This is a genomic window from Ramlibacter sp. Leaf400 (genome assembly GCF_001424545.1).
GTDB lineage: Bacteria > Pseudomonadota > Gammaproteobacteria > Burkholderiales > Burkholderiaceae_C > Ramlibacter.
Map to the genome: position 1 here is coordinate 22287 of NZ_LMQL01000015.1, position 24951 is coordinate 47237.

The following is a 24951-nucleotide window of genomic DNA, read 5'->3' on the forward strand; positions in this document are numbered from 1 at the left end:
GCACCATGCCCTTCGTGCAATCCCGCGGCCGCGGCATCTACTACGAGCGCCATGGCGAAGGCCCCGCCGTCCTCTTCTGCCACGGCGCCGGCTCGAACGCGGCCACCTGGTGGCAGCAGCTGCCGGTGTTCGGCCAGCGACACACCTGCCTGACGATGGACATCCGCTGCTTCGGCCGCTCGGTGGCGCCGGTGGAGGAGTTCTCGCTGGAGGGCTTCGTCGACGACGTGCTCGCCATCCTGGACCGCGAGGGCATCGACCGCGTCACGCTGGTCGGGCAATCGCTGGGCGGCATGATCGGCCTGCAGCTCGCGCTGCGGCACCCGCAGCGCGTGGCCGCCTTCGTCGGCTGCGACACCTCGCTGGCCATCGACCATCCGGTGCTGCTGGAGATCCTGGGCAAGCGCCAGATCACCCACAAGGCGGTGACGATCGAGCAGCGGTCGCTGGGGCGGTGGTTCCTGGAGCACCACCCCGACAAGGCCGCGCTCTACGCCCAGATCAACCACTTCAACCCCAGCGCCTACGCGATCCCGGGCGAGGCCTGGGGCAGGGCGCTGGGCGCCATCCTGCAGCCCGGCCGGCTGGTGCCGATGGCGGCCCTGCGCGACGTGCGCTGCCCGACGCTGCTGCTGGTGGGCAGCGAGGACCCGATCGTCCCGGTGCCGGTCATGCAGGAAGTCGCGGCGCTGGTGCCCGAGAGCGAGCTGCTGGTGGTCGACGACGCCGGCCACTCCACCTACTTCGAGAAACCGGAAGAGTTCAACCGCGGCGTGCTCGACTTCATCGCGCGGCGGGCGGTCTACTGAACGGCCCGGCGCCGTGGACAATCGTGGCTCCCACCCCGTTCCCGGAAGGAGCACACGATGGAGACGCAGGAGCTGTACCGCGGCCGGCTGATCGACCACATCCAGCTGGTCGTGCGGGACCTTCCCGCTTCGCGGGTGTTCTACGAGGCGGTCCTCGAGGTCCTGGGCATCCCCATCGGCGGCACCGGCGAGGGCTTCCTCTGGGCCGATGAGCTGGTGCTCTCCACGCGGGACAGCCCGGCCGCGCTGGGCGCGCTGACCGGGCGCCACCACCTGGCCTTCCAGGCGAAGGACGCGGCCATGGTCGATGCCTTCCACAAGGCGGCGCTGGCCCATGGCGGGCGTGACAACGGCGCGCCGGGCCAGCGCCCCTACCACCCCGGCTACTACGCCGCCTTCGTGCTGGACCCCGATGGCAACAACATCGAGGCCGTCTTCCACGGCGAGGCCGAGCGCAGCGCTCCGTCCGTCAAGATCACGTTCTGAAAAAAATGAAAAGCGAAGGAGACAAGGACATGACGCATCCCGCACGACGCCGCACGCTGCTGGCCTGGGCCGGCGCGCTGGCCACGGCCCTCGGCTGCGACCTGGCGGCCGCCCAGGGCTTTCCCACGAAGAGCATCACCCTGGTCGTGCCCAATCCGCCCGGCGGGCTGGTGGACGGCTCCGCGCGCCTGCTGAGCGAGCCGCTCGCGCGCGTGCTGGGCCAGCCGGTGGTGGTCGACAACCGCGGCGGTGGCAGCGGCAACGTGGCCTACGGTGCCGTCGCGCGCGCGGCCCCCGACGGCTACACGCTGCTGGCCTCGTACTCGGCCTACCACGTGGGCAACCCGTCGCTGTGGCCCAAGCTGCCCTGGGCGCAGAAGGACCTGGCACCGGTGGCGCTGATCACCGCGGCCACCAACGTGATCGCGGTCCATCCTTCGGTGCCGGCCAACACGCTGCCGGAGTTCATCGCCTACCTCAAGCAGAACCCGGGGCGCCAGAGCTACGCGTCGCAGGGCAACGGCTCGCTGTCGCACGTCGGCACCGAGATGTTCAAGATGCAGACCGGCACCAGCATGGTCCACATCCCTTACCGCGGCTCCGGTCCCGCCATCTCGGACGTGCTTTCGGGCCAGGTGCAGGTGTTCATGACCACGCCGCCTTCGGTGATGGGGCACATCCAGGCCGGCAAGCTCAAGGGGCTGGCCGTGACGAGCAAGGCGCGCCATCCGGCCCTGCCGCAGGTGCCCACCACCGCCGAGGCGGGGCTGAAGGGCTTCGAGCTGGAGGCGTGGGTGGCCATCTTCGCGCCGGCCGGAACGCCCCCGGACGTCGTCAACAAGCTCACCACGGCCATCAAGCAGTCGCTGGAGCTGCCCGAGACGCGGACGCGCGCGACCAACGCCGGCATCGACCTGCGCTACCTGCCGCCCGCCGAGCTGGCTGCGCTGGTGGACCGGGAGACGGCGTTCTGGGCCAAGACCATCCAGTCGGCCAAGATCACCGCTGAGTGAGCCCCGCCGGCGCGACGCTTCAATAGCACGAAAGAGCCAAGCGGGACCATTCGCGCGCGCCCAGAATGGGGGCACACCATGTGGCATCTCCACTGCCACCAGGAGTTCCGCCATGCTCAAGATCTGGCCCCGCATCGCCCCCATCGTGATGGAGATCGAGCCCCTCGCCGCGGGCATCGCGGGCGTGCTGTTGCTGGTGCTGATCGTGATCTTCGCGCTCTGAGGATCCGGCCGCGCCGCAAGCTCCGGCCCGGACGTCCGGGCCGGTGAGGATCGTCAGGCCGCGTGCGGGGCCAGCAGTTCCGCCTTGCGCTGCTCCAGCTGGTCGGCCAGCGCGAAAAGGTCCAGGTTCCTGGCCTTGCGCGCCTGCGGGAACATCTTCTCGCGCTCGTCGTTCACGTGGTGGAGGATCGCGTCCTCCAGCTCCAGCATCGTGCGGTCGTCGGGCGTGGCGGCGCCTTCGAGCTGCGCGATCAGGCGTCGCGCCTCCTGGTGCTCGCGCTCCGATTCCTGCACGACGTCCTCGTCGCCGGTCGCCTTGCGGAAGGCCGGGTAGAAGATCTCTTCCTCGATGCGGGTGTGCACCGTCAGTTCCTGGCAGATCTGCTGGGCCAGCAGCCGCTTGTGGTGGGGCTGGGGCGCGGCCTTGAACTGCTGGAACAGCCGGGCCACCTTGTTGTGGTCCTCGTCTAGCAGCGTGCAGGCGTCCTGTTGGGCCATGGTGGGTTCTCCTGTGGGGGTGTCGGGTCAGGCGACACCGTAGGCCGCTGCGGCCGCGCAGGCGAGGTGGTCGCTTCGCGCATTGGCGTAGTCGCGTGCCTACGCTCCGTACACTGACGCATCCGGCCCCTGACCTGCCCGCGCCATGACCGTTCGAACCTTCACCACCGGCCGCCTGCGCAAGGCGGACTACGACCCGGCCTCGCGCCAGCTGGACCTGCATTTCGATGGCGGCACCGTGCTGGCCTATGCGCACGTGCCGGAAGAAGTGTTCCGGCGGCTGTGCACCGCGCCCAACGCGGCCACCTACTGGGAGGACCGCATCGCCGAGGAGTACCCGAAGGCGCGGCCGCGCAAGCCGGGGGCCGAGGGGGCGGGGGGCAAGACCTTGCGCGACCTGTTCGGTGGGGAGGACGAGCCGGGCACGGGAAATCCCTAGGCCTGCGCCGCGCCGTACCTACTTGTAATTCGGCAGGTTACCGGCGAGTCGAAAAACGTCCTCCAGGACGGGGCGCCGGTGCAAGGAGACGACCCTGCAGCCTGCCGCGGCCCCCCTGGCCCCCCTGCTCGAGGTGCACGGCCTCACGCTCGCCTTCGGCGGCGTGAAGGCCCTCAACGACGTCGCCTTCTCGGTGGCGCCGGGCTCCATCACCTCGGTGATCGGTCCCAACGGCGCGGGCAAGACCTCGGTGTTCAACACCATCTCCGGCTTCTACAAGCCGGCCACCGGATACATCCGGTTCGAAGGCCAGGACATCACGCGGCTGGCGCCACCCAGGCGCGCCGCCAGGGGCCTGGCGCGCACCTTCCAGAACATCGCGCTGTTCCGCGGCCTCACGGTGCTGGACAACATCAAGCTCGGTCGCCACTGCCACCTGAAGACCGGGCCGCTGGGCGCGCTGTTCTATTCGCCCGCCGTGCGGCGCGAGGAGGAGGCGCTGCGCACCGAGATCGAGGAACGCATCATCGATTTCCTGGAGATCGACCACATCCGCAAGGCGCCCGTGGGCGCGCTGTCGTACGGGCTGCAGAAGCGGGTGGAGCTGGCGCGCGCGCTGGCGATGAAGCCGAAGCTGCTGCTGCTGGACGAGCCGGTCGCCGGCATGAACCGCGAGGAGACCGAGGACATGGCGCGCTTCATCCTGGAGGTGCGGCGCGACTGGGGCGTGACGGTGCTGATGGTGGAGCACGACATGGGCATGGTGATGGACCTGTCCGACCACGTGGTGGTGCTCAACTTCGGCCAGGTGATCGCGCGCGGGCTGCCGCAGGAGGTGCAGCGCAACCCGGAGGTGGTGAAGGCCTACCTTGGCTCGGGGAACGTGGCGCAGTTGCGAGAGCGTTTCCAGCGCTACCGCCGCAAGGAGGTGGCCTGACATGGCCGGCGGCATCGACTGGTGGCTGCTCTTCGAGATCGTGCTTTCGGGGCTGGGGGCGGGCGGGCTGTACGCGCTGACCGGGCTGGCCTTCGTCACCATCTACAAGGCTACGCGCGTGGTCAACATCGCCATCGGCGAGATGCTGATGGTGGGCGCCTACCTGTTCTTCGCCTTCAGCGCGGGCATGAAGCTGCCGATCTGGCTGGCCATCCCCGCGGCGATGCTGGCTTCGGGCGTGTTCGGCGCGGTGGTCGAGCGCGTGATGATCCGCCCGATGCTGGGCGAGTCGCCGATCTCGTCCTTCATGGTCACCGTCGGCCTGGGCTCCATCCTGGTGGGCGCGGTGGAGCTGATCTGGACCGCCGACCAGCAGCGCCTGCCGGAGTTCTTCCCCTCGGCGCCGGTGAAGATCGGCGAGGCGCTGCTCTCGGCCAAGGTGTTCTGGGGCTTCGTGGTGGCGGTGCTGCTGATCGGCGCGGTGCTGCTGGCGTTCCGCTATTGGCGCGGCGGCGTCGCGCTGCGCGCCACGGCTTCGGACCAGCAGGCCGCGTACTCCATGGGCATCGACGTGCCGCGCGTGTTCTCGCTGGCCTGGGTGGCCGCGGCCATGATCGCCTGCGTGGCCGGCATCGTGGTGGGCTCCATCGGCGGCATCTCGTCGGTCATGGGCGTCTTCGGCCTGTCGGTGCTGGTCGTGGTGATCTTCGGTGGCCTGGACAGCGTGCTGGGCGCGCTGGTGGGCGGCCTGGTGGTCGGCGTGGTCGAGGCCATGGCCGGCTTCTACCTGGGCGGCGAGTACCGGCTGATCGCCACCTTCCTGCTGCTGGTGCTGGTGCTGCTGGTGCGGCCCTACGGCCTGTTCGGCACCCACGAGATCGAGAGACTCTGATGCGCATCGGTGCCGCCAAGCAGACCTACGCCGCCGACGCGGCCCTGTTCGAGACGCCCACGCAGCGCTTCTGGTTGGCCCTGCTGGCGGTCGCCCTCGCGGGCCTTCCCTTCGTCGCGTCCGAATACTGGCTGTACCTGGCCTGCCTGGTGGCCATCCACATCATCAGCGCCGCGGGCCTGAACATCCTCACCGGCTCCACCGGGCTGGTGAGCCTGGGGCAGGCGGCCTTCATGGGCGTGGGCGCGTACACGGTGGCCATCCTGCAGTCGCGCTGGGGCGTGCCGGCACTGGTCAGCCTGCCCCTGGCCGGCTTCGTGGCGCTGCTGTGCGGGGTGGTGGTGGGCCTGCCGTCGCTGCGGGTCAAGGGGCTGTACCTGGCCATCGCCACCATCGCCGCCGGCGTGCTGGCGCACTTCATCTTCTCGCACTTCACCTCGCTCACCGGCGGCTCGGCCGGGCTGTCGGTGCGGCCGGCCAACGTGTTCGGGCTGGCGCTGGACAACTCGTTCCGCTTCTACTGGCTGGTGCTGCCGCTCACCGCGCTGGCGCTGCTGGGCGCGGCCAACCTGCTGCGCACCCGCATCGGCCGCGCCTTCATCGCCATCCGCGACCGCGACATCTCGGCCGAGGTGCTGGGCATCCCGCTGCTGCGCTACAAGCTGCTGGCTTTTGCGATCTCGTCGTTCTACGCCGGCGTGGCGGGCGGGCTGTACGCGCTGTTCTTCCGCGCCGTGACGCCCGAGACCTTCCCGCTGGTGATGTCCATCTTCTTCCTCGCCGCCGTGATCGTGGGCGGGCTGGGCACGGTGCTGGGCAGCGTGCTGGGCGCCGTGTTCATGACGCTGGTGCCCGAGGTGCTGCGGATGGTGATGGGCTGGCTGCCGTTGTCGGGCAACGCGGCGCTGTACCTGTCGCCGGTGCGCACCATCGTCTTCGGCGCGCTGATCGTCCTGTTCCTCGTCTTCGAGCCGCTGGGCCTGGCCGAAGCCTGGCGCCGCGTGCGCCGCACCTTCCACCTGTGGCCCTTCCGCACCTGAGAGCCGGCCTTTTCGTTTTCGTCCAACCAGGAGACAGCCATGACCACCAAGCGAAAGTTCCTCACCACCGCCGCCGCGGCCGCCGCGGCTTCCGCCCTGCCGGCGGCCGTCCGGGCCCAGGCGCGCCCGGCCGCGCAGGAGGACATCGTCTTCGGCGCGTCGGTGCCGCTCACCGGCGTGTTCGCCTTCGCCGGCATCGGCATCGACGCGGGCATCAAGGACTACCTGCAGATCCTCAACGAGGGCGGCGGCGTGAAGGGCCGCAAGGTGCGCTACGTGGCCGAGGACACGGGCTACAAGGTCGACCAGTCGATGGCGGTGTTCAAGAAGATCACCGGGCAGAACAAGGTCAACCTGTACTACGCCGACTCCACCGGCTTCGTGAAGGCGGTCAATCCGGAGCTGGACCGCCTGGGCTCCATGCTCATGACGGGCGCCTCGTTCGCGCGCGAGATCAGCAACGCGCAGAAGTACCCGCTGCAGTTCATGGTGGGCCCCGACTACAGCGAGATGGTGGGCATCCTGCTGCAGTACATCGCCAAGGCCAAGCCGGGCGCCAAGGTGGCGCTGGTGTACTCCGACACCGAGTTCGGCAAGGACCCGGTGGAGGCCGCCCGCGCCGACACCAAGAAGCTGGGCCTGAACCTGGTGCAGGAGATCGTCACGCCGCCGGGCAGCGTGGACGTGTCCACCGAGGTGATCAAGCTGCGCCGCGCCGACCCCGACTACACCATCTTCCACGGCTACGTGTCGGCGCCGATCCCGGAGTTCATCAACCAGGCGCGCGCGCAGGGCCTCAAGACGCAGTTCATGGGCACCTTCTGGACCATGGACAACTCCACCGTGATGCGCATGGGCGCCAACGCCGACGGCTTCCTGGGCGTGATGCCCTACCGCTACCACTACGACACCGAAGGCAAGGCGCCCATGCTCGACCGCATCCGCAAGATGCGCCCCGAGTACCAGAGCACGGCCTACATGCAGGGCTTCCTGGCGGCGATGCTGCTGACCGAGGCGGCGCGCCGCTGCCTCGAAGCGGGCAACGAGCTGAACGGCCGCAACCTGAAGACGGCGCTCAGCTCGATCCGCAACTTCGACACCGGCGGCCTCATCGGCGTGCCGCTGTCGATCAAGGGCAACTCCATCCCGATCGGACGCATCTACAAGGCGGACTTCAAGCAGCAGAAGATGCTGCCGGTGTCCGACTGGATCAGCCTGCAGTGATGGAGCAGCCCCCGGGCGACTTGCCGCCGATCCTGGCCGTCAACAACATCGAGGTGGTCTACAACCGCGCGGTGCAGGTGCTGCGCGGCCTCTCGCTGGCCGTGCCGCGCGGGCAGGTGGTGGCCCTGCTGGGCAGCAACGGGGCGGGCAAGTCCACCACGCTCAAGGCGATCTCGCGCCTGCTGGAGCTGCAGAACGGCGAGGTCACGCGCGGCGAGATCCGCTTCGAGGGCGAGCCCGTGTCGCACCGGGCGCCGCACTCGCTGGTGCGCGCGGGGCTGTTCCACGTGATGGAGGGGCGGCACGTCTTCGAGGACCTGACGGTGCAGGAGAACCTGGTCGCGGCCACCTACGCGCTCACCGGCGCGGCGGCGAAACAGGCCGATTTCGAGCTGGTCTACGAGTATTTCCCGCGCCTGGCCGAGCGGCGCCGGGGGCTCGCGGGCTACCTGTCCGGCGGCGAGCAGCAGATGCTGGCCATCGGCCGTGCGCTGCTGGCCAGTCCGCGGCTGATGCTGCTGGACGAGCCTTCGCTGGGCCTGTCGCCGGTGCTGGTGGAGGAGATCTTCGAGATCATCGCGCGCATCAATGCCGAGCGCGGCGTGTCCATGCTGCTGGTGGAGCAGAACGCCTCGATCGCGCTGGCGGTGGCGCACTACGGCTACATCATGGAGACGGGCAAGGTGGTGATCGACAACACCGCCGAGAAACTGGCCGCCGACCCGGACGTGCGGGAGTTCTACCTGGGCGTGGGCAGCGAGGGGGCGAGCAGGAGCTTCCGGGAGCTGAAGCATTACCGCAGGAGGAAGCGGTGGTTGTCGTGAACTGCTCCGGGGCGAGGGCGGCTGCATGAGCGCGCCGTTCACGCTCACCCTGCCGCAGGCCCTGCGCCACCAGGCGCAGCACGCGCCCACCCGGGTGGCGATCCGGCAGAAGCGCTTCGGCATCTGGAAGCCGCTCACCTGGGCACGGTTCAACGAGCGCGCGATCGACGTGGGCCTGGGCCTGGCCGCGCTCGGGGTCGAGCGCGGCGCCCACGTGGGCGTGCTGTCGGAAAACCGCATCGAGTGGGTGCTCGCGCAACTCGGCGCGGGCATGGTGGGCGCCATCACCGTCGGCGTCTACCCGACCAGCCCCGCCAACGAGGTGGCCTACGTGCTCGGCCACGCCGACGCCCAGGTGGTCGTGTGCGAGGACCAGGAACAGGCCGACAAGGTGCTGGACGCGCGCGACCAGCTGCCGGCGCTGCGGGCCGTGGTCGTGATGGAGGCCAAGGGCCTGGGCGACGTGAAGGCGCGTGCGCCCGGGCTGGTGGTCGGCTTCCAGGAACTCGAAGAACGCGGCCGCGCTTCGGCCGACCGCGCCCGCGTCGACGCCGTGCTCGCTTCGCAGCAGCTGTCGGACACGGGCCTGCTGATCTACACCTCCGGCTCCACCGGCAAGCCCAAGGGCGCGATGATCAGCTACGGCAACATCGCGGCCATGGCGCCGGGCGTGATCGAACGGCTGGGTCTGGACGCCCACACCTCGCACCTGTCGTACCTGCCCCTGTGCCACGTGGCCGAGCAGATGCTGACCTGCTTCGTGCCGATGTACCTGGGCTCGCGGGTGGATTTCGGCGAGTCGATCCGCACCGTGCAGGACGACCTGCGCGAGGTGGCGCCCACCATGTTCCTGGGCGTGCCGCGCATCTGGGAAAAGCTGCACTCGTCGATCTCGATCAAGATGCAGGAGACCGGCGCCTGGCGCCGCTGGCTGTACGCCAGGGCGATGGCCGCCTGCGAGCCCTTCGCGCACAAGTCGGCCGCGCAGCGCAGCGTGGGCGAGCGCCTTCGCTTTGCGCTCTGGTACGCACTGGTGTTCCGCGCGCTGCAGAACTTCATCGGCCTGCGCCGCGTGAAGGTGGCGCTCACGGGCGCGGCGCCGATCTCGCCGCTGATCCTGCGCTACTTCCGCACGCTGGGCGTGCCGCTGGTCGAGGTGTACGGCATGACGGAGTCCAGCGGCATGGTGCTGGGCCAGCGCCGCGACGACATCCGCTGGGGCACGGTGGGCGCGCCCACGGTGGGCGTCGAGGCGCGGGTGTCGCCCCAGGGCGAGCTGCAGGTGCGCGGCGGCGTGGTGTTCCAGGGCTACTACAAGAACCCCGAGGCCACGGCCGCGACCATCGTCGACGGCTGGCTGCACACCGGCGACGTGGTGCAGGCGCAGGACGGGCACCTGCGCATCGTCGACCGGCTCAAGGACGTGATGATCACCGCCGGCGGCAAGAACCTCACGCCCTCGGAGATCGAGAACACGATGAAGGCCAGTCCCTTCATCAAGGAATGCGTGATCGTGGCCGAGGCGCGCCGCTTCGTCGCGGCGCTGGTGCAGATCGATTTCGAGACGGTGGGCAAGTGGGCCGAGAACCAGCGGCTGGCCTTCACCCATTTCCGCTCGCTGGCGCAGCTGCCGCAGGTGCGCGAGCTGGTGCACCAGGAGATCGAGCGCGGCAACGGCACCCTGGCCGAGGTGGCGCGGGTGCGGCGCTTCCACCTGCTCACCAAGGAGCTGGACCATGACGACGGCGAGGTGACGGCCACGATGAAGGTGCGCCGCGCCAGCATCTACAAGACGTATGGCGACGAGATCGAAGCGCTCTACCGCTGAACCGCCGCTCGCCGCGGCGGCCAGGCCGCCGGCGCCCGAGCCGCTGGAGTCGCCCTGGACGCCCGGGGCCGACCGCGACCGGCTGCGCGCCAGCAAGCGCCAGGCGGTGCTGCGCACGGCCGCGCGCGTGTTCAACGAGAAGGGCTTCCATGCCACCTCGCTGGACGAGCTGGCCGAGCGGCTGCACATCACCAAGCCGACGCTGTACTACTACGTCAAGAACAAGGACGAGATCCTGTTCGACTGCGTGAGCATCGGGTTGCAGATGCTGGAGGACGCGATCCAGGCCGAACGGGCCCGCGGCGGACGCGCCGTCGACCAGCTGGTGGCCGCGATGCGCAGTTACGTGGAGATCGTCACCGCCGACTTCGGCATGTGCGTGATCCGCGTGGGGGAGGACCCGCTGCCGCCGGACAGCCAGCGCGCGCTGCGCGCCTTCAAGGCCAAGCTGGATGCGCACTTCCGGGAGCTGGTGCGGCGGGGCATCGAGGAGGGCTCGATCCGTCCCTGCGATCCCAAGATCGCTGCCTTCACCCTGGCGGGGGCGCTGAGCTGGATAGGGCGCTGGTACCGCCCCGAGGGGCCATTGCCTCCCGAGGAGATCGCACGCCAGTGCATCGGCCTGCTCACGTCGGGCCTGTGCACGACCCGGGGACGCTCGCGCCTGCGGACGCTGGCCGGGCCTGGTGATGCCGTCAGCGGCGGTGGGGAGGGCGGGGGGCGCCGTCCCTGCGCTCCGGCAGGTGGCGGAACATGATTCGGCCCTTGCTCAGGTCGTAGGGCGACATCTCTAGCGTCACGTCGTCACCCGCGATGATGCGGATGCGGTGCTTCTTCATCTTGCCGCCGGTGTAGGCGACCAGTTCGTGTCCGTTGTTCAGGATGACGCGGCAGCGCGAGTCCGGGAGGATCTCGGCCACGCGGCCGCGCATTTCAATGAGGTCTTCTTTCGCCAATGGATTCCTTCGGCATGCCCGTGGGCACGCATTCGGCGTTTGCTGGTTGGCGGCCGCGGGCTGCGGCCGCCAAAGGCGAAGCGGAGGCGGCGGCGCCGTTGCGCCGCCTCACGTGCCGGGGATCAGTAGCCGCGCGAGCCGCCGTAGCCGCCGCCACCACCGCCGCCGGTGCGCGGGGCACGCGGCTCCATCGGGCGGGCTTCGTTGACGACCAGGCCGCGGCCGCCGAGCTGGTGGCCATTCATGCCGTCGATGGCCGCCTTGGCTTCGGCCGGGCTGGACATCTCGACGAAGCCGAAGCCCTTGGAGCGGCCGCTGTCGCGGTCGGTGACGATCTTGGCACTGTTGACGGCGCCGAACTGGCTGAAAGCCTGTTCCATGTCGCTGTCGCTGAAAGAGTAGGGCAGGTTGCCCACGTAAAGTTTGTTGCCCATCAGGACTCCAGGAGAAGTGAACGATCCACGATGGAGCCGGGATGCAATCACAAACTCAAGGAATCGGTTCGGGAAGGCGAGGCAGACTGAACACCGCAGGGAAAGCCTCGAGCGAGGCACCCGCGATTATGGGGCAGCGCGCCTTCCCGCGGCGCCCGCCTGTCGTAAAGACACCCGCAGCGAGGGGGCTTCAGGGCTTGCGCGGCTGATCGTCCGGACGCGCGTCCATCACCTGGGCCCAGCGGCCCCAGGCCGCGTCAGTGTCGGCGCGGGCGGTCATCCAGGCGGTGAACTCGGGCGTCTCCACCGTCCGGGCGGCTTCACCGCGGGCATCGGCCTCGTCGTGGACGGTGTCGAAACGCTGTTCCGCCACGCGCTCCAGGGCCTCGATCCGCAGGGCGGCGGCTTCCACCAGCGCCAGTTCCTCTGACCAGAATTTCATCGGGGCCTCCGTGCACAAAGCCAGCGAGTATGGCGCATGGGGCAATACCCCTCCTGCTCACCCAGCGCCGGGCTTAGGCAATCGGCCTAGCACGGCCGCGCCTTCCACGGCCCCGGCTTCTTCGATGATCGCCGTCCCCGACGAACGAAAGAAAGAAAGGACAGCCACCCGTGAGATCGGTGCTCATCGTGGAGGACAACCGCGACCTTGCAAAGACGCTGATGACCGGCCTGGACCCGCTGGACGTCGACGTGCGCCTCGCATTCGATGGCCGCGAAGCCGTGCGGCAGGCCAGCGAGCGCCTGCCGGACGTGGCCGTGCTCGACATCGGCCTGCCGGTGATGGACGGCTACGAGGTGTGCCGGCGCATCCGCGCGCTGCCCGGCGGCGACCGCATCCGCGTGGTCGCGCTCACCACCTGGGGCACGGTGCAGGACCGGCGCTCCGGCGCCGACGCCGGCTTCGACGAGCACTGGACCAAGCCGCTGGGGCTGGACCTCTTCGTCGACCTCACGCGCCGCCAGCTGCTCGCGACGGTGGACTGAAAAAACGCGTTCAGTGCTGGGTGACGGTGCCGCGCCAGGCCCCCGTCGCCTGCCCGCGGGCCTCCACCAGCTTCTTGAAGCGCTTGAGGTTGCCCTTGGTGGTGAACCGCACGCCGCCCAACGTGTCGCCGACCACCTCGGCCGTCGTCTCGGGCCGGTAGTCCATCTGCAGCATCACGCGGCTGCGGCGGTCGTCGATGCGGTGGAAGGTGACCACGCCCGCGTTGGTCGCGCCGCCGGTGCTGCGCCAGGCGATGCGCTGGTCGGGGATCTGCTCGGTGATCTCCGAGTCCCATTCCTTGGTCCGGCCCGCCACCACGGCGCGCCAGTGCAGGTGGGTGTCGTCCACCTGCCGGACCTGCTCCACGCTGGCCATGAAGCGCGGGAACTCCTCGAACTGGGTCCACTGGTTGTAGGCGGTGCTCACCGGGACGTTCAGGTCGATCGATTCCTCCACCGTCGACATCCCGCTGCCGTCGCGGCGCGCGTGCAGGTATCTCGTGACGACCACGCCGCCGGCGACGAAGCCCGCCGCGGCCAGCGCGATCGTGGCCAGCGGCAGTTCGGTGCCGGTGTCCGCTTCGAATTCGTAGTCGATTTCGTCTCGGTACGACGGCCTGCCGCGCAGCATGTGCGACAGGAAGAGCCCGCCGGCGACGTACGCGGCGATTCGGGGGAAGTTGGCTTGCATGGGGTGCGCGTCCTTGTTCGCTGGGGAGCGCGAATGCTGGCAAGCCGCCGCCCTGCACGGGGCTACAGAGTGCTACAAGGGGATTCGCCGGCCCGCGGCCGGCTTCACTCGAGCGGCGCGGGCCGGCTGTTGCGGCCCTGCTCGAGGTAGGGCGCGAGGCTCTCGGTGCCTTCGCCGCTGCGCTGGCCGGCCGGGGGAAGCTCGTTCAGCTGGCGCCGCCGCAGCCCGTCCAGCAACCGGCGCACCAGGCCGCTGGGCGGCGATGCGGGCTCCTCCTTGGGCGGCTGCGGGACATGGCGTTTCTTCTTCATGCGTCGGTTGCCTGACGGGCTCAGTCCAGGAATGGCTCAGCTTGACGGCCGGCGAGACCGTTTTCAATCGCGGCGGTGAAACAGCGGTAACTCAGCCGTAACGCTGTCGAGTTCAGTCGATCGCGGGGCGGCTGGAGCGCATCCAGGTCCACGACACGCCCACGCCCACCGTGCCGCCGTTGGTCCGGCGCACCAGCGGGCTGTCGCGGTTGGTGGCGCCCGCCACCGAGTCGATGCGGGCGAAGCCGAACACCGTCCAGTCGCGCGTGAGGTCGCGCGACAGCGAGGCGCCCAAGCGCCACGCCAGCAGGCCGGCATCGGCCTCGTAGGCGGGCCGGGTCGGCGTGGCGAACACCGGCGCCACCTCGTAGAAGGTGCTGGCCAGGCGGCTGTCGGCGATCACGGCGCTCACGCTGCTGGAGACGGTCCAGCCCGGCGCCGGGCGCAGCTGCCAGATCACGCCGGGCTGGAACACCATGCCTCGGTAGTTGAGGCTGTCGCTGAGGTCGAACACGCCGCGAAGGGGCAGGTCCAGGCGCCAGCGGCCGGTCTGCGCCGAACCGCCCAGGTGCCACTTGAGCCGCGGCCCGAACTCCACCAGCGTGCCCAGGTTGGGCATGCCGCGGCGCACCGGGTCCTGGTCGGCGTCGGAGCCGAAGGACCAGCCCGCGCTGACGTCGAACTCGTAGGTGGGGGTGCGGACCGCGCGCACGCCGACGCCGTCGCTGTCGGCGCGCAGGAACTGCCCGCGGTAGATGAAGTAGGGCAGGGCCACGCCGCGCCGCACTCGCTGGTCCGAGCCGGGATACGCCTGCTGCGAGACACCCACGGCCACGCCGCCGATCTCCCACAGGGGGCGGGCCGGCGCGTCCTGCGCCTGCGCGGCGGCGGTGCACGAGAGGCAGGCGAGGGCGGCGCCGGAGAGGACGGAGCGCGAGGCGGTCAGGTTCATGGATGGACTGTCGGGCAAAGCCGCCGTTTCTAGCGCATCTGCAGGCGGGGCGGCGTCCGTTGCATGCAAACGTTTTTTCTGGAAAGTCGCCATTGTGGAGCTCCCGCTCCATTCGACACGCGACGCCGGCTCTTGCTATGGTGGGGCCATGCGCCCTGTCACCCGCCTGTTGTCCGCCGCCTGCATCGCGCTGGCCGCCGGGGTCGCCGCAGCAGCGGATGCCTGGAGCGAACTCGCGAAACCCGGCGCCATCGTGCTGTTCCGCCATGCGACCGCGCCCGGCGTGGGCGACCCGCCCAACTTCCGGCCGAACGAGTGCGCCACCCAGCGCAACCTCAGCGAGCAGGGCCGGGCGCAAGCGCGGCGGCTCGGCGAGCAGTTCCGCCAGCGCGGCATCGCGGTCGGCGCCGTGCTGACCTCCGAGTGGTGCCGCACGCGCGAGACGGCGCGCCTGGCCTTCGGCGACAAGATTCGCGACGAGCCGGCCTTCAACTCCTTCTTCGGCCAGGGCGCGCAGGAGCGCGACGCGCAGACCGAGCGCGCCCGCCGCGTCCTGCGCGAGTGGAAGGGCCCGGGCGTGCTGGTGGTGGTGACGCACCAGGTCAACATCTCGGCGCTCACCGGCCATGGCGCGATGTCCGCCGAAGGCGTGGTGGTGCAGCCGACCGCCGAGGGCCCGCTGCGCATCCTCGCCAACGTGCAGCCCTGATGGACTCCGCCCGGCCCGCGGTCGACGCGCTCGAGGCGCAGCGGGCGGCCGAAGCGGCGCCACCGCGCCGCATCCTGCCGGTGATCGTGGGCGCGCAGTTCGCCGGCACCTCGCTCTGGTTCGCGGTCAACGCCGTCATGCCCGACCTGCAGGGCGCCTGGGGCCTGCCGCCGGCCGCCGTGGGCACGCTGTCCTCGGCCGTGCAACTGGGCTTCGTGGCCGGCACGCTGGTGTTCGCGCTGGCGATGGTGGCCGACCGGTTCCCGCCGACGCGCGTGTTCCTTGCGTGCTCGCTGCTCGGGGCCGCGGTGAATGCGGCCATGCTGCTGGCCGACGGCAGCCTGCCGCTGCTGGTCGCGCTGCGCTTCGCCGTCGGCTTCCTGCTGGCGGGCATCTACCCGGTGGGCATGAAGATCGCGGCCGCGTGGTTCCGCGAGCGGCTGGGGGCCGTGCTGGGCGTCCTGATCGGCGCGCTGGTGCTGGGCACGGCGCTGCCGCACGGGCTGCGCGCGCTCGCCACGCTCGGTGCCGACGGGCAGGTGCCCTGGCAGGCGGTGGTGCTGGCCGTCTCGGCGCTGGCGGCGCTGGGCGGCATCGCCACGGCCTGGTGGGTGCCGGACCGCCCGGCGGTGCCCGGCGCTCGCATCACGCCGCGGGCGCTCGGGGCGATCTGGAGCGACCGGCGCCTGCGCGCCTCGGTGTTCGGCTACTTCGGCCACATGTGGGAGCTGTACGCCTTCATCGTGCTGGTGCCGGCCATGGCCGCGAGCCGCGTCGCCGGCACCGGCGCGGTGAGCGCGCTCTCGTTCTGGGCGATCGCCGCCGGCTTCGTGGGCTGCGTCGGCGGCGGCCTGGCCGTGCGCCGCTGGGGCAGCGCGTGGGTGGCGCAGGCCCAGCTGTCCACCAGCGCGGCCTGCTGCCTGCTGGCGCCGCTGATGCTGTCGGCGCCGATGCCGCTGTTCGTCGCGTGGCTGCTACTGTGGGGCGCCACGGTCGCGGGCGATTCGCCGCAGTTCTCCGCGCTGACCGGGCGCAACGCGCCGCCGGCCGTGGTGGGCAGCGTGCTCACCTTCACCAACTGCATCGGCTTCGCGATCTCGGTGGTGAGCATCGAGCTGTTCGTCGCCGCCGCGCAGGCGCGGCCGCTGGCGCAGGTGCTGCCCTGGCTGGCGCTGGGGCCGGCGGCGGGGCTGTGGATGATGCGGCCGCTGCTGCGGCGGCGCACCGACGCACCGGCCTGAAGCTCAGAACACTTCGTTGAGCAGGTAGAGCGCGTTGTCGCGCAGCTTGGGCCACCACCCCCGGCGGCGCCAGGCTTCCAGCTGGACCTCCTGGGCGCGGGCCGCGTAGTGCTCGAAATGCGCGTCCAGCTCTTTCGCCAGCGGCGGGTGCAGGAAGCCCAGCGTGATCTCGTCGTTGGTGTCGAAGGAACGGTCGTCGAAGTTGGTCGAGCCCACCGCGCACCACTTGCCGTCCACCGTCATGGCCTTCTGGTGCAGCAGCGTGTGCGGGTACTCGAAGAGCCGCACGCCACAGCGCAGGATCTTTTCGAAGTTGCGGTGGGCGATGTGCTGCACCAGGGGGTTGTCGCTGCCTTCGGTGGACGGCATGAGCACGCGCACGTCGACGCCGCGCCTGACCGCCGCACCCAGGGCGTCGATGGCTTCCGGCTCGGGGATGAAGTAGGGGTTCTGGATCCAGATGCGCTCGCGCGCCATGCACAGCACGGCGTGGTGCAGGATCTTCACCGCCGGCGCCGAGTTCTCCGGCTTGATGAAGGCCGCGTGGACCAGCACGTCGCCGGCGGGCTCCAGCGCCGGGAAGACGCCGTCGCCCACGAACAGCTCGCCGGTGTCGCCCGCCCAGTTCTCGCTGAAGGCCGACTGGATGGTGTGCACGATGGGGCCGTGCAGGTGCACGCTGAGGTCGGCAAAGTGCTTGTGGTCCTCGGCGTCGCCCAGCCACTCGTCGGTGATGCAGTGGCCGCCCAGGAAGGCCTCGCGGCCGTCGATCACCACGATCTTGCGGTGGTCGCGGTCGGTCATCACGCCCAGGTTGTAGATCGAGTGCGGATGGAAGAAGCGCACGCGCGCGCCGGCTTCTTCCATCAGGCGGCGCTCGCCGTCGCCGATCTCGCGGCAGCCGGTGGCGTCGAGCAGCACGCGCACCTTCAGCCCCGCGCGGGCGCGCTCGGCCAGGGCGGCGGCCATGCGGCGCCCGAGCTCGCCCTCCTTCCAGAGGAAAGTCTCGAAGTGCACCGTCTCGCGCGCCTGGGCGATGCGGTCGATCACGACGTCGAAATAGTGGCCGTTCTTCAGCAGTTCCACCGAATTGCCGGCGATGGGCGTGCCCAGCGACAGGCCGGCCAGCGAGCGCACCAGCTGCTCGACCGGCGCGTCGCATTCCATCTTCAGGTGCGGGCTGCGGTGGCGGCGCGACGACCACAGCACCAGCACGAGCAGGATGACGGCGCCGGCCAGCAGGCCGATCCAGAACGTCGCGCTCATGGCGCCGCGGCCGCGCGGGCGGCGGGGAAGGGTGAAGGGGTGTCCATCCCCTGACGATAGGCAAGCCCAGCCTTTGGGCTTGTAAGGCAACCCCGACACCTGAGGTTGGCGAAGGGCGTCCATCCGGCGCGGGGCACCGGGGTGCGGTAGAGCTGCAGGGGAGCCTGCCGGCGCCGGCACGGGTGAAGCAGAATCGGCAGCGATTGTTTCGGGATTGGGACGGATGGCGATCGATAGCGTCGTGCGGGCGCGGGCCCAGGGCGGGGCCGGTCCATGAGCTTCATGGAATCCATGCTGGCCATGCTGCAGGCGCTGCAGGGCTGGCCGGCCTACCTGCTGGTGTTCGGCCTGCTGGTGGGCAGCGGCTTCGGCCTGCCGATCAACGAGGACATCCTGCTGCTGGTGGCCGCCGCGCTCACCCTGCGCGGCGTGATGGAGCCGGTGCCGCTGGTGGCCGTCGCCTGGTGCGGCGTGCTGTGCGCGGACGGGCTCATCTTCCACTGGGGGCGGCGCTTCGGCACGCAGTTGCTGCGGCACCGCCTCGCGGCGCGGGCGCTGCCGGCGGCGCGGCTGCACACCATGGAAAGGGCGATGCAGCGCTGGGGCCCCGGCGTCATCTTCGTCGTGCGCTTCGTGCCTGGCCTGCGCACGGCGCTGCTCTTCGCCGCCGGCTCGATGAAGATCCGCTACCGGCACCTCTTCATCTTCGACGGCGCCGCCGCCCTGATCGAGTTGCCGCTGCTGGTGTGGGGCGTGCGGTACGTGGGGGGGCGCTGGCAGGACATCGTGGCCTCGCTCCAGCAGTGGCAGGGCTGGCTGCTGCCGGCGCTGGCCGCGGCCGCCGTCGCGGTGGCGGCCGCGGTCTGGTGGCGCCGGCGCGCGCGGGCCCGTTGAACGGCCGCGCTGCAATACGGCTGAAATAATGCTGTGCAACTGTCCGGTCGCGGCCTAAGATGGCCTTGCACAACGGGACGGAGGCCAGGATGAATGCACCCCAGCGTGTTCCCACGACAGCCGTGCGCGAGCCGGCCCCCCAGGAGACGCAGCTCCTGCGCCAGCTCGTCTCCGTGCAGGGCCGCGACCCCGGCGGCTTCTCCGCCGCGCTGCTGCCCAGCGGCTCCATTTCGGTGCGTTCGCCGGCGGCCGCCGCCTTCTATCCCCTGGACGGCTGGACCCACCGCTTCGTGCGGCACCTGCACCAGGGCTATTTCGATCCCAGGGCGCTCGCCCAACCCACGCCGCGCGCCAACTGAGCGCGCCGGTTCTTCATATCGGTGTATCCATCGTGCCTTGCGCATGGATGGGAAGGTGCAAAGTTCCCGCGGCCGTGCCCGCTAAGATGCGGCCTCTGGGAGCGGAACAGCCCGGCAGCGAAACACGGCCTTCGACCGTGGCGACGCCGACAACCGAGGTATAGAAACCAACATGCCCAATATCGGCACCGTCCTGAAGCAGGAAATCGCCCGGGTCGCGCGCAAGGAGATGCGCGGTGAACTGCAGCAACTGAAGAAGACCGTCACGCAGTACCGCAGCCAGATCGCCCAGCTCAAGCGCCGCCTGCAGGCGCTGGAGCAGCAGGTGCGCCGGCAGGGGCGCGGCGGCGGCCGGGCGGCCCCGGCGGTGGCGGTGGACGACGAGGACGAGGGACCGCAGCTGCGCTTTTCCGCCAAGGGCCTGGCGGCCCAGCGCAAGCGCCTGGGCCTGTCGGCGGCCTCGGTCGCCAGGATCCTGGGCGTGTCGGCGCTGTCGGTCTACAAGTGGGAAAGCGGCAAGACCCGCCCGCGCGCCCGCCAGCTGGAAGCGATCTCGTCGCTGCGCAAGATGGGCAAGCGCGAAGCCCTGGCCAAGCTGGCCGCCTGAGAGCATGCCCCTGCCCGAACCCGCCGCGCGCCGGCACCTGCACACGCGGGCCGTGACGTACCGCGGCTTCCTGCGCGACGATGGCCTGTGGGACATCGAAGGCGAGATGTCGGACGTCAAGACCTATGCCTTCCAGCGCTCGGACGGGCGCGACATGCCGCCCGGCGCGCCCATCCACAACATGCTGATCCGCCTCACGGTGGACGAGGGCATGGTGATCCGCGCCGTGGCCAGCTCGATGGACGCCACGCCGTACGGCGAATGCGGGCAGGGCAACGATCCCATGCAGCGGATGGTGGGCGTGCGGCTGGGCCCGGGTTGGCGGCAGGCGATCGAGAAGGCGCTGGGCGGGGTGCTCGGCTGCACGCACCTGCGCGAGCTGCTGTTCAACATGGCCACCGCGGCCTACCAGACCATCTTTCCGTGGCGCGAGGGCCAGAGGCGCCAGTCCGGCCTCACGTTGCAGCAGACCGCCGAGCCGCCTTACCACCTGGGCCGCTGCATCGCCTGGGACCCCAGCGGCCCGCTGGTGCAGCGCGTCTACCCGCAGTTCTTCGGACAGCCCCTCAGGCGACCGCTTGCGAAGGATCCGAAGGCTTGACCCAGGTGAACACCCGCACCGGCGGGATGTTCACCAGCTCCCAGCGCTTGTCCGGCGTGCCGAGGTAGGGCGCCGCATACGAGGCCACGTGCGCGCGGACCTGGTAGGCGACGAAGCGCCCGCCCGGCCGCAGCACCTGCGCGACGATGGCGGCGATGCGGTCCGACACCTGCGCCGGCATGGTGGAAAAAGGGATGCCCGAGACGATCGCGTCCGGCGCCGGCAGGCGGCGGGCGGCCAGGAACTCCGCCAGCTTCTCGGCGCTGCCCAGCTCCAGCAGGAGACGGGGATCGCGCAGCTGCTGCTGCAGGTGCTGGTGGAAGGCCGGATCGAGCTCGACGGCGAGCAGCCGGGCCGTGGGCGGCATCGCCAGCAGCATGGCCGCGGTGGTGCCGCCGGTGCCGGGGCCCAGCTCGACCACGGTGCGCGCCTGCGCGATCGCGGCACTGCGCACCAGCCGCTGCTCGAGCCGGTGCGAACTGGGCACCACGGAGCCGACCTGGGCCGGGTGGCGCAGAAACCCCCTCAGGAACTCGAAGCGGTCCCGCAGGGGGCCGGAGGTGAGGGAGGCGGGCGGCAGGACGTTCTCGCCGGCGCCTTGGCCGGCGCGGGGGTCTTGGAGCGCCATGGAGTGTTGGGATTGTTGTGGATGTGCGGCGATTCTGGTGGCGCGACGCACAGATGCGTGTCGGACGGGGTCGACAAGCCGGCCCCAGGCCGACCGAAGGGAAGGACACTATTTCGATGCGGATGAACCCAACCATGGGCCGGTTCCTGGACGCGATCCGGGCCGGATGGACACGACTGTGGGGCGCGGTGCGCCGCCACCCCTGGCGCACCGCGCTGGTCCCGCCGGGACTCGTGCTGCTGTACGTGCTGGCGCTGCTGCCCTTCACGCCCGGCATCGGCAACCTGCGCAAGGCCAAGGTGGAAGCGCCGGCCGTGCTGGTGTCGGCCGACAACGTGGTGCTGGCCAGCTACAAGCGCGTGAACCGCGAATGGGTGCCGCTGGACAAGGTCGCGCCCGCGGTCGTGCAGGCGCTCATCCACACCGAGGACCACCGGTTCTGGGACCACCACGGCATCGACTGGTACCGCACCGCGGCGTCGGCCTGGCACACGCTGAAGGGGCGGCGGCAAGGCGGCTCCACGCTCACGCAGCAGCTGGCCCGCAACCTGTACCCCGAGGAGATCGGCCGCTCGCCGACCGTGCACCGCAAGGTCAAGGAAGCGATCACCGCGCTGAAGATCGAGGCGGTCTACAGCAAGAAGGAGATCCTGGAGACGTACCTGAACACGGTGCCCTTCCTCTACAACGCCTTCGGCATCGAGATGGCCGCCCGCACCTACTTCGACAAGCCGGCCAGCGAACTGGACGTGCTGGAAAGCGCCACCCTGATCGGCATGCTCAAGGGCACCAGCTACTACAACCCGGTGCTCAATCCCGAGCGCGCGCGCGAGCGGCGCAACGTGGTGCTGGACCAGATGGCCAAGCACGGCTCGCTGCCGGCCGAGCGCGCCGAGCAGCTGGCGAAGCGGCCGCTGAAGATCGACTTCGAGCGCCAGCAGGAGCCGCTGGGCCCGGCGCCGCACGTGGCGCAGCACGTGCGCAAGTGGCTGATCGCCTGGGCCGACCGCAACGGCTACGACATCCACTCCGACGGCCTGGTGGTGCGCAGCACGCTGGACACCCGGCTGCAGCGCGCGGCCAACGAGTCGGTGACCCGGCAGCTGTCGCAACTTCAGCCGCTGGCCGACCGCCGGCGCAAGGCCGGGCAGGACCCGGCCCTGCTGCAGGCCGGCTTCCTGGCGCTGGACCCGCGCAACGGCCACGTGCTGGCCTGGGTGGGCAGCAGCGACTTCGCGCGTGACCAGTTCGACCACGTGAGCCAGGCGCGGCGCCAGCCGGGCTCGACCTTCAAGCCCTTCGTCTACGGCGCGGCCTTCCTCGACGGCTTCGGCCCGAACGACACCCTGATCGACCAGCCGGTGGTCCTGCGCGGTGCGAACGGGGAGACCTGGAGCCCGCGCGACTCGACGCCGCCCACCAACGCCCCCTGGACGCTGCGCGCGGGACTGGTGTTCTCGCGCAACTCGATCACGGCCCAGCTCATGGAACGCGTCGGGCCGCAGAAGGTCGCCAAGCTGGCGCAGGCCATGGGCGTGCGCGAGAGCCGGCTCGATGCCGTGCCTTCGCTCGCGCTGGGCACCAGCCCGGTCACGCTGCGCGAGATGGTCTCGGCCTACGGCACGCTGGCCAACAACGGCCGCTGGGTGGAGCCGCTGCTCGTGCTGCGCATCGAGGACTCGGAAGGCAAGGTGCTGGACGCCTTCGTGCCGCCGCGCTCGGCCGAGGCCATGCCCAAGGCCAAGGCGCTGATGCTGGTCAACGCCATGCGCGGCGTGGTGGACGAGGGCACGGGCGCGGCGATCCGCAGCCGCTACGGCATCCAGGCCGACGTGGCCGGCAAGACCGGCACCACCCAGGACAACGCCGATGGCTGGTTCATCCTGATGCACCCGCACATGGTGGCGGGCGCCTGGGTCGGCTTCAACGACCCCTCGATCACCATGCCCGATGCCTGGGGGCCGGGCGCCCGCAGCGCGCTGCCCATCGTGGGCGACTACTTCCAGCAGTCGGTGCGCAACCGCTGGGTGGACACCAAGGCCGAATGGGACATCCCACGCCCGCGGCCCAAGCCCAAGCAGCCCGAGGGCGATCCGCTGGAGCGGCTGGTCAACGACGTGATCGACCGGCTGTTCAAGATCCTGCAGTAGCGAAAAAAAGCCGGGCACATGGCCCGGCTCAAGCTCCCTTTCGCTTCCCTGATCTCTTCGGCATTCCCACCTTCATCCGTCATTCCCGCCTTCATCCGTCATTCCCGCGAAGGCGGGAATCCAGTGCTTCCCTGGGCATCCCTGGATCCCCGCCTGCGCGGGGATGACGGGCGATGTGACAGCTATCGAATCGTGAACGCGCCCCCCTCGTGGTGCGTGACCGTGAACCGGCCATTGCCCTGGTAGGTCAGCTGCAGCACCTGCCCCTGGCCGCCGCCGATCGAGCCCAGGGTGCCGCCGGAGGTGCGGTTGCCCTGCGAGGTGTAGAGGCGCCCGCCCGAGCCGTTGGCGCCGGTGTCGCCGACCACGATCCAGTTCCCGTCGAAGGACAGGCTGACGCCGCGGTACCAGCGGTTCTCGCCGTGCCAGTTCCAGTCGGTGCCGCCGTCGGTGCTGACAAAGGTGTAGCCGGTGTAGGCGTAGGTGTCGTCGCGAGGCTCGAGCGCGCTGACCACCTGGCCGTTGCCCGAAACCGCCAGCCCCGACCAGTTGCTGAAGCCGAACCGCATCGTCCAGGTGACGCCGCCGTCGTCGCTGATCCAGGGGTTGCCGCCGTTGTCGATGGCCGCCATGCGCCCCCCATCGGCACTGGCGGCCGCGAAAGCCCAGTTGCCGTTGCCCTGGCGGCGCGTCCAGGTGGCGCCGCCGTCGGTCGACACGTGGATGCCCTGCAGCGAGGGCGCCTGCGAGTAGAAGGACGCGACGGCCACCAGGCGCTGCCCGTCGCGCGAGCCCGCCACGGCGCGCCAGTCGCCGCCGGCCGTGCCGGGCACGACGCTGAAGCTGGCGCCGCCGTCGACCGACCGGTGGATCGCGCCGCCGACGGCCGTGGCCACGATGCGCTGGCCATCCCCGGAGATGTGCACGCCGCTCCACGGCTGGGCCGTGCTGTTGGCGGCGGTCCAGGTCTGCCCGTGGTCGGACGAAACGTGGATGGCGCCGCCCGTGGCCACGGCGGCCAGGCGGCTGCCTTCCTCGTTCATCGCCACCCAGGTCCAGTTGGCCGTGGGGGCGCTGCTGCGCGTCCAGCTGGCGCCGCCGTCCTGCGACAGGTAGAGCCCGCCCGGGCTGGCCACCGCGGCGATGCGGTTGCCGCTGGCCGACGAGGCGGTGGCGACCCAGTTCTGCAGGGGCGCGGCCGCATCGACCGTGCGCGGCGTCCACACCGTGCCGGGCGTGACGTTGCCGGGCACCCCGACCGTCTCGACCCACTGCAACGGGTTCTGCGCCAGGCGCCAGGCGGCGCCGCTCTGTCCGCTGACCCGGATGCGGTCACCGGCTTGGAGGCATTCGTTGGCCGGCAGCGTGATGGCCACGCTGGCCGAGCTGGACGTCACCGTGTACTCGCCGTTCGCTGCGGCCTGGAGGGCCGCGCCCGCGACGCTGCCGCTGTTGGGTGCCGCGCAGGTGGCGGGTGAGGGCGCGGGCGCCGGGGAGGGGGCCGGCGCAGGCGCAGGCGGGGCAGGCGGTTGAGGTTCCGGAGCGGGGGACGGTGCGGTCGATGGCGCGGGGGCATCGGGCCGCGTTTCGGGCTCCGGGGCGGGCGTCAGCGCGCCGGCGCTTGCGGAAGCCGAGACCGGGGTGGCGCCGGGGGTGGCCGCGGCCGTATCGCCGCCTCCACCACCGCCACCGCCACCGCATGCACTCAGCCACAAGGCCGCCATCGCGGACAGGGCGGCCACTCGGGTCTTCTTGCCGCTGTCCGTACTCGTTTCGGTCATCTCTCGTTTTCTCCCGGGCGACATCGCCTGGGAACGATTCTTCGGCCCCGCTGCAGAGCCTGGCGTGCGCCGACTGAGCCATTGCGCGTAGGCGCCCGAAGCTCGTCCGTGTCGGGCTTGCGCCGACCCCGTTGGAGCTATTGCCGGGGCCCAAACGAAAAAGCCGGGCCTT

The 24951-nt window shown here is 70.5% G+C and carries 28 protein-coding genes and 1 pseudogene; 19 read left to right on the plus strand and 10 right to left on the minus strand.

Annotation, left to right across the window (positions count from 1 at the left end; genetic code table 11):
• Positions 1–5: 5 nt before the first annotated feature.
• Genes ASG30_RS21190 through ASG30_RS21200 form a run of 3 tightly spaced genes read left to right on the plus strand, consistent with a single transcriptional unit; the run spans position 6 to position 2308 of the window.
• Positions 6–809: an alpha/beta fold hydrolase gene (locus ASG30_RS21190; protein WP_055901864.1), complete on the plus strand. Its 804-nt coding sequence runs from the start codon at positions 6–8 to the stop codon at positions 807–809.
• 57 nt (positions 810–866) lie between these two features.
• On the plus strand, positions 867–1295 hold the full coding sequence (locus tag ASG30_RS21195) for a VOC family protein (RefSeq protein WP_055901866.1): 429 nt from the start codon (positions 867–869) through the stop codon (positions 1293–1295).
• Between the two features lie 29 nt (positions 1296–1324).
• Positions 1325–2308 (plus strand): Bug family tripartite tricarboxylate transporter substrate binding protein, encoded by a 984-nt coding sequence (locus ASG30_RS21200; RefSeq protein WP_055901869.1) that lies wholly within the window; start codon positions 1325–1327, stop codon positions 2306–2308.
• Between the two features lie 276 nt (positions 2309–2584).
• Here the strand turns inward: ASG30_RS21200 and ASG30_RS21205 are convergent, their stop codons facing one another.
• Entirely contained in the window at positions 2585–3028 is a 444-nt protein-coding gene (locus ASG30_RS21205) for a hemerythrin domain-containing protein (RefSeq protein ID WP_055901872.1), read from the minus strand.
• Between the two features lie 145 nt (positions 3029–3173).
• Here ASG30_RS21205 and ASG30_RS21210 point away from each other — a divergent pair, with 145 nt between their 5' ends.
• The 8 genes from ASG30_RS21210 (at position 3174) to ASG30_RS21245 (ending at position 10969) form a co-directional block, all read left to right on the plus strand.
• Entirely contained in the window at positions 3174–3467 is a 294-nt protein-coding gene (locus tag ASG30_RS21210) for a KTSC domain-containing protein (RefSeq protein WP_055901875.1), read from the plus strand.
• Between the two features lie 94 nt (positions 3468–3561).
• Positions 3562–4404, plus strand: coding sequence for an ABC transporter ATP-binding protein (locus ASG30_RS21215; RefSeq protein WP_082522247.1), 843 nt, complete (start codon positions 3562–3564; stop codon positions 4402–4404).
• Between the two features lies 1 nt (position 4405).
• The gene (locus ASG30_RS21220) at positions 4406–5296 is read left to right on the plus strand and encodes a branched-chain amino acid ABC transporter permease (RefSeq protein ID WP_055901880.1); all 891 of its coding nucleotides are present in this window, start codon (positions 4406–4408) and stop codon (positions 5294–5296) included.
• The gene (locus ASG30_RS21225) at positions 5296–6336 is read left to right on the plus strand and encodes a branched-chain amino acid ABC transporter permease (protein WP_055901883.1); all 1041 of its coding nucleotides are present in this window, start codon (positions 5296–5298) and stop codon (positions 6334–6336) included. The genes ASG30_RS21220 and ASG30_RS21225 overlap by 1 nt, the downstream gene beginning before the upstream one ends.
• A gap of 39 nt (positions 6337–6375) precedes the next feature.
• Positions 6376–7560 (plus strand): ABC transporter substrate-binding protein, encoded by a 1185-nt coding sequence (locus ASG30_RS21230; RefSeq protein WP_055901886.1) that lies wholly within the window; start codon positions 6376–6378, stop codon positions 7558–7560.
• Positions 7560–8384 carry an ABC transporter ATP-binding protein gene (locus ASG30_RS21235; RefSeq protein WP_055901888.1) on the plus strand — a complete coding sequence of 275 codons (825 nt, stop codon included), beginning with the start codon at positions 7560–7562 and terminating at the stop codon, positions 8382–8384. Before ASG30_RS21230 ends, ASG30_RS21235 begins: the two co-directional genes overlap by 1 nt.
• A gap of 25 nt (positions 8385–8409) precedes the next feature.
• Positions 8410–10212 (plus strand): AMP-dependent synthetase/ligase, encoded by a 1803-nt coding sequence (locus ASG30_RS21240; protein WP_055901890.1) that lies wholly within the window; start codon positions 8410–8412, stop codon positions 10210–10212.
• Positions 10181–10969, plus strand: coding sequence for a TetR/AcrR family transcriptional regulator (locus ASG30_RS21245; protein ID WP_082522248.1), 789 nt, complete (start codon positions 10181–10183; stop codon positions 10967–10969). Before ASG30_RS21240 ends, ASG30_RS21245 begins: the two co-directional genes overlap by 32 nt.
• Here ASG30_RS21245 and infA read toward each other — a convergent pair.
• The 3 genes and pseudogenes from infA to ASG30_RS21260 form a co-directional block, all read right to left on the minus strand.
• Positions 10908–11144, minus strand: a complete 237-nt coding sequence (gene infA, locus ASG30_RS21250) for a translation initiation factor IF-1 (RefSeq protein WP_235579871.1) — start codon at positions 11142–11144, stop codon at positions 10908–10910. The two genes, ASG30_RS21245 and infA, sit on opposite strands and share 62 nt — an antisense overlap.
• 152 nt (positions 11145–11296) lie before the next feature.
• Positions 11297–11602, minus strand: a pseudogene (locus ASG30_RS21255) (RNA recognition motif domain-containing protein); the annotation flags it as partial.
• A 190-nt stretch (positions 11603–11792) separates the two neighbouring features.
• A complete protein-coding gene (locus ASG30_RS21260; RefSeq protein ID WP_055901901.1) occupies positions 11793–12044 on the minus strand; it encodes a hypothetical protein in 252 nt (83 codons plus the stop codon).
• Between the two features lie 170 nt (positions 12045–12214).
• Here ASG30_RS21260 and ASG30_RS21265 point away from each other — a divergent pair, with 170 nt between their 5' ends.
• Complete coding sequence (locus ASG30_RS21265; protein WP_156385648.1) at positions 12215–12589, plus strand: response regulator; 375 nt, start codon at positions 12215–12217, stop codon at positions 12587–12589.
• Between the two features lie 10 nt (positions 12590–12599).
• On the opposite strand, the gene ASG30_RS21270 is transcribed toward ASG30_RS21265, so the two are convergent.
• The 3 genes from ASG30_RS21270 to ASG30_RS21280 form a co-directional block, all read right to left on the minus strand.
• Positions 12600–13280 (minus strand): SRPBCC family protein, encoded by a 681-nt coding sequence (locus ASG30_RS21270; RefSeq protein ID WP_235579864.1) that lies wholly within the window; start codon positions 13278–13280, stop codon positions 12600–12602.
• 104 nt (positions 13281–13384) lie between these two features.
• Positions 13385–13591, minus strand: a complete 207-nt coding sequence (locus tag ASG30_RS21275; RefSeq protein WP_055901910.1) for a hypothetical protein — start codon at positions 13589–13591, stop codon at positions 13385–13387.
• Between the two features lie 112 nt (positions 13592–13703).
• A complete protein-coding gene (locus ASG30_RS21280) occupies positions 13704–14543 on the minus strand; it encodes a MipA/OmpV family protein (protein ID WP_055901914.1) in 840 nt (279 codons plus the stop codon).
• Positions 14544–14691: 148 nt separating this feature from the next.
• On the opposite strand from ASG30_RS21280, the gene ASG30_RS21285 reads away from it, so the two are divergent.
• Both ASG30_RS21285 and ASG30_RS21290 read left to right on the plus strand, forming a co-directional pair.
• A complete protein-coding gene (locus ASG30_RS21285) occupies positions 14692–15252 on the plus strand; it encodes a histidine phosphatase family protein (RefSeq protein WP_055901917.1) in 561 nt (186 codons plus the stop codon).
• Positions 15252–16493: an MFS transporter gene (locus ASG30_RS21290; protein WP_055901922.1), complete on the plus strand. Its 1242-nt coding sequence runs from the start codon at positions 15252–15254 to the stop codon at positions 16491–16493. Before ASG30_RS21285 ends, ASG30_RS21290 begins: the two co-directional genes overlap by 1 nt.
• Before the next feature lie 3 nt (positions 16494–16496).
• On the opposite strand, the gene ASG30_RS21295 is transcribed toward ASG30_RS21290, so the two are convergent.
• Entirely contained in the window at positions 16497–17759 is a 1263-nt protein-coding gene (locus ASG30_RS21295; protein WP_055901926.1) for a phospholipase D-like domain-containing protein, read from the minus strand.
• A gap of 273 nt (positions 17760–18032) precedes the next feature.
• Between ASG30_RS21295 and ASG30_RS21300 the strand changes: the two genes are divergently transcribed.
• From ASG30_RS21300 to ASG30_RS21315, 4 genes are all read left to right on the plus strand, one after another.
• The gene (locus ASG30_RS21300; RefSeq protein ID WP_082522250.1) at positions 18033–18653 is read left to right on the plus strand and encodes a DedA family protein; all 621 of its coding nucleotides are present in this window, start codon (positions 18033–18035) and stop codon (positions 18651–18653) included.
• Between the two features lie 89 nt (positions 18654–18742).
• Positions 18743–19012: a hypothetical protein gene (locus ASG30_RS21305; protein WP_156385649.1), complete on the plus strand. Its 270-nt coding sequence runs from the start codon at positions 18743–18745 to the stop codon at positions 19010–19012.
• Positions 19013–19184: 172 nt separating this feature from the next.
• Positions 19185–19619, plus strand: a complete 435-nt coding sequence (locus tag ASG30_RS21310) for a helix-turn-helix domain-containing protein (RefSeq protein ID WP_055901935.1) — start codon at positions 19185–19187, stop codon at positions 19617–19619.
• A gap of 4 nt (positions 19620–19623) precedes the next feature.
• Positions 19624–20220 carry a DUF2889 domain-containing protein gene (locus ASG30_RS21315; protein ID WP_055901938.1) on the plus strand — a complete coding sequence of 199 codons (597 nt, stop codon included), beginning with the start codon at positions 19624–19626 and terminating at the stop codon, positions 20218–20220.
• On the opposite strand, the gene ASG30_RS21320 is transcribed toward ASG30_RS21315, so the two are convergent.
• Complete coding sequence (locus ASG30_RS21320; RefSeq protein WP_156385650.1) at positions 20186–20848, minus strand: class I SAM-dependent methyltransferase; 663 nt, start codon at positions 20846–20848, stop codon at positions 20186–20188. The two genes, ASG30_RS21315 and ASG30_RS21320, sit on opposite strands and share 35 nt — an antisense overlap.
• A 122-nt stretch (positions 20849–20970) precedes the next feature.
• Here ASG30_RS21320 and ASG30_RS21325 point away from each other — a divergent pair, with 122 nt between their 5' ends.
• Positions 20971–22998, plus strand: coding sequence for a penicillin-binding protein 1A (locus tag ASG30_RS21325; RefSeq protein ID WP_055901941.1), 2028 nt, complete (start codon positions 20971–20973; stop codon positions 22996–22998).
• A gap of 182 nt (positions 22999–23180) precedes the next feature.
• Here ASG30_RS21325 and ASG30_RS23140 read toward each other — a convergent pair whose 3' ends face one another.
• Positions 23181–24779: a WD40/YVTN/BNR-like repeat-containing protein gene (locus ASG30_RS23140; protein ID WP_156385651.1), complete on the minus strand. Its 1599-nt coding sequence runs from the start codon at positions 24777–24779 to the stop codon at positions 23181–23183.
• Between the last annotated feature and the right edge of the window lie 172 nt (positions 24780–24951).

Bases quoted from the DNA above. Each gene is read 5' to 3' on its own strand.
- ASG30_RS21190 (WP_055901864.1), top strand. From the start codon at position 6: ATGCCCTTCGTGCAATCCCGCGGCCGCGGCATCTACTACGAGCGCCAT.
- ASG30_RS21195 (WP_055901866.1), top strand. From the start codon at position 867: ATGGAGACGCAGGAGCTGTACCGCGGCCGGCTGATCGACCACATCCAG.
- ASG30_RS21200 (WP_055901869.1), top strand. From the start codon at position 1,325: ATGACGCATCCCGCACGACGCCGCACGCTGCTGGCCTGGGCCGGCGCG.
- ASG30_RS21205 (WP_055901872.1), bottom strand. From the start codon at position 3,028: ATGGCCCAACAGGACGCCTGCACGCTGCTAGACGAGGACCACAACAAG.
- ASG30_RS21210 (WP_055901875.1), top strand. From the start codon at position 3,174: ATGACCGTTCGAACCTTCACCACCGGCCGCCTGCGCAAGGCGGACTAC.
- ASG30_RS21220 (WP_055901880.1), top strand. From the start codon at position 4,406: ATGGCCGGCGGCATCGACTGGTGGCTGCTCTTCGAGATCGTGCTTTCG.
- ASG30_RS21225 (WP_055901883.1), top strand. From the start codon at position 5,296: ATGCGCATCGGTGCCGCCAAGCAGACCTACGCCGCCGACGCGGCCCTG.
- ASG30_RS21230 (WP_055901886.1), top strand. From the start codon at position 6,376: ATGACCACCAAGCGAAAGTTCCTCACCACCGCCGCCGCGGCCGCCGCG.
- ASG30_RS21235 (WP_055901888.1), top strand. From the start codon at position 7,560: ATGGAGCAGCCCCCGGGCGACTTGCCGCCGATCCTGGCCGTCAACAAC.
- ASG30_RS21240 (WP_055901890.1), top strand. From the start codon at position 8,410: ATGAGCGCGCCGTTCACGCTCACCCTGCCGCAGGCCCTGCGCCACCAG.
- ASG30_RS21245 (WP_082522248.1), top strand. From the start codon at position 10,181: ATGGCGACGAGATCGAAGCGCTCTACCGCTGAACCGCCGCTCGCCGCG.
- infA (WP_235579871.1), bottom strand. From the start codon at position 11,144: ATGCGCGGCCGCGTGGCCGAGATCCTCCCGGACTCGCGCTGCCGCGTC.
- ASG30_RS21260 (WP_055901901.1), bottom strand. From the start codon at position 12,044: ATGAAATTCTGGTCAGAGGAACTGGCGCTGGTGGAAGCCGCCGCCCTG.
- ASG30_RS21270 (WP_235579864.1), bottom strand. From the start codon at position 13,280: ATGCAAGCCAACTTCCCCCGAATCGCCGCGTACGTCGCCGGCGGGCTC.
- ASG30_RS21275 (WP_055901910.1), bottom strand. From the start codon at position 13,591: ATGAAGAAGAAACGCCATGTCCCGCAGCCGCCCAAGGAGGAGCCCGCA.
- ASG30_RS21280 (WP_055901914.1), bottom strand. From the start codon at position 14,543: ATGAACCTGACCGCCTCGCGCTCCGTCCTCTCCGGCGCCGCCCTCGCC.
- ASG30_RS21285 (WP_055901917.1), top strand. From the start codon at position 14,692: ATGCGCCCTGTCACCCGCCTGTTGTCCGCCGCCTGCATCGCGCTGGCC.
- ASG30_RS21290 (WP_055901922.1), top strand. From the start codon at position 15,252: ATGGACTCCGCCCGGCCCGCGGTCGACGCGCTCGAGGCGCAGCGGGCG.
- ASG30_RS21295 (WP_055901926.1), bottom strand. From the start codon at position 17,759: ATGAGCGCGACGTTCTGGATCGGCCTGCTGGCCGGCGCCGTCATCCTG.
- ASG30_RS21300 (WP_082522250.1), top strand. From the start codon at position 18,033: ATGAGCTTCATGGAATCCATGCTGGCCATGCTGCAGGCGCTGCAGGGC.
- ASG30_RS21305 (WP_156385649.1), top strand. From the start codon at position 18,743: ATGAATGCACCCCAGCGTGTTCCCACGACAGCCGTGCGCGAGCCGGCC.
- ASG30_RS21310 (WP_055901935.1), top strand. From the start codon at position 19,185: ATGCCCAATATCGGCACCGTCCTGAAGCAGGAAATCGCCCGGGTCGCG.
- ASG30_RS21315 (WP_055901938.1), top strand. From the start codon at position 19,624: ATGCCCCTGCCCGAACCCGCCGCGCGCCGGCACCTGCACACGCGGGCC.
- ASG30_RS21320 (WP_156385650.1), bottom strand. From the start codon at position 20,848: ATGGCGCTCCAAGACCCCCGCGCCGGCCAAGGCGCCGGCGAGAACGTC.
- ASG30_RS21325 (WP_055901941.1), top strand. From the start codon at position 20,971: ATGAACCCAACCATGGGCCGGTTCCTGGACGCGATCCGGGCCGGATGG.
- ASG30_RS23140 (WP_156385651.1), bottom strand. From the start codon at position 24,779: ATGACCGAAACGAGTACGGACAGCGGCAAGAAGACCCGAGTGGCCGCC.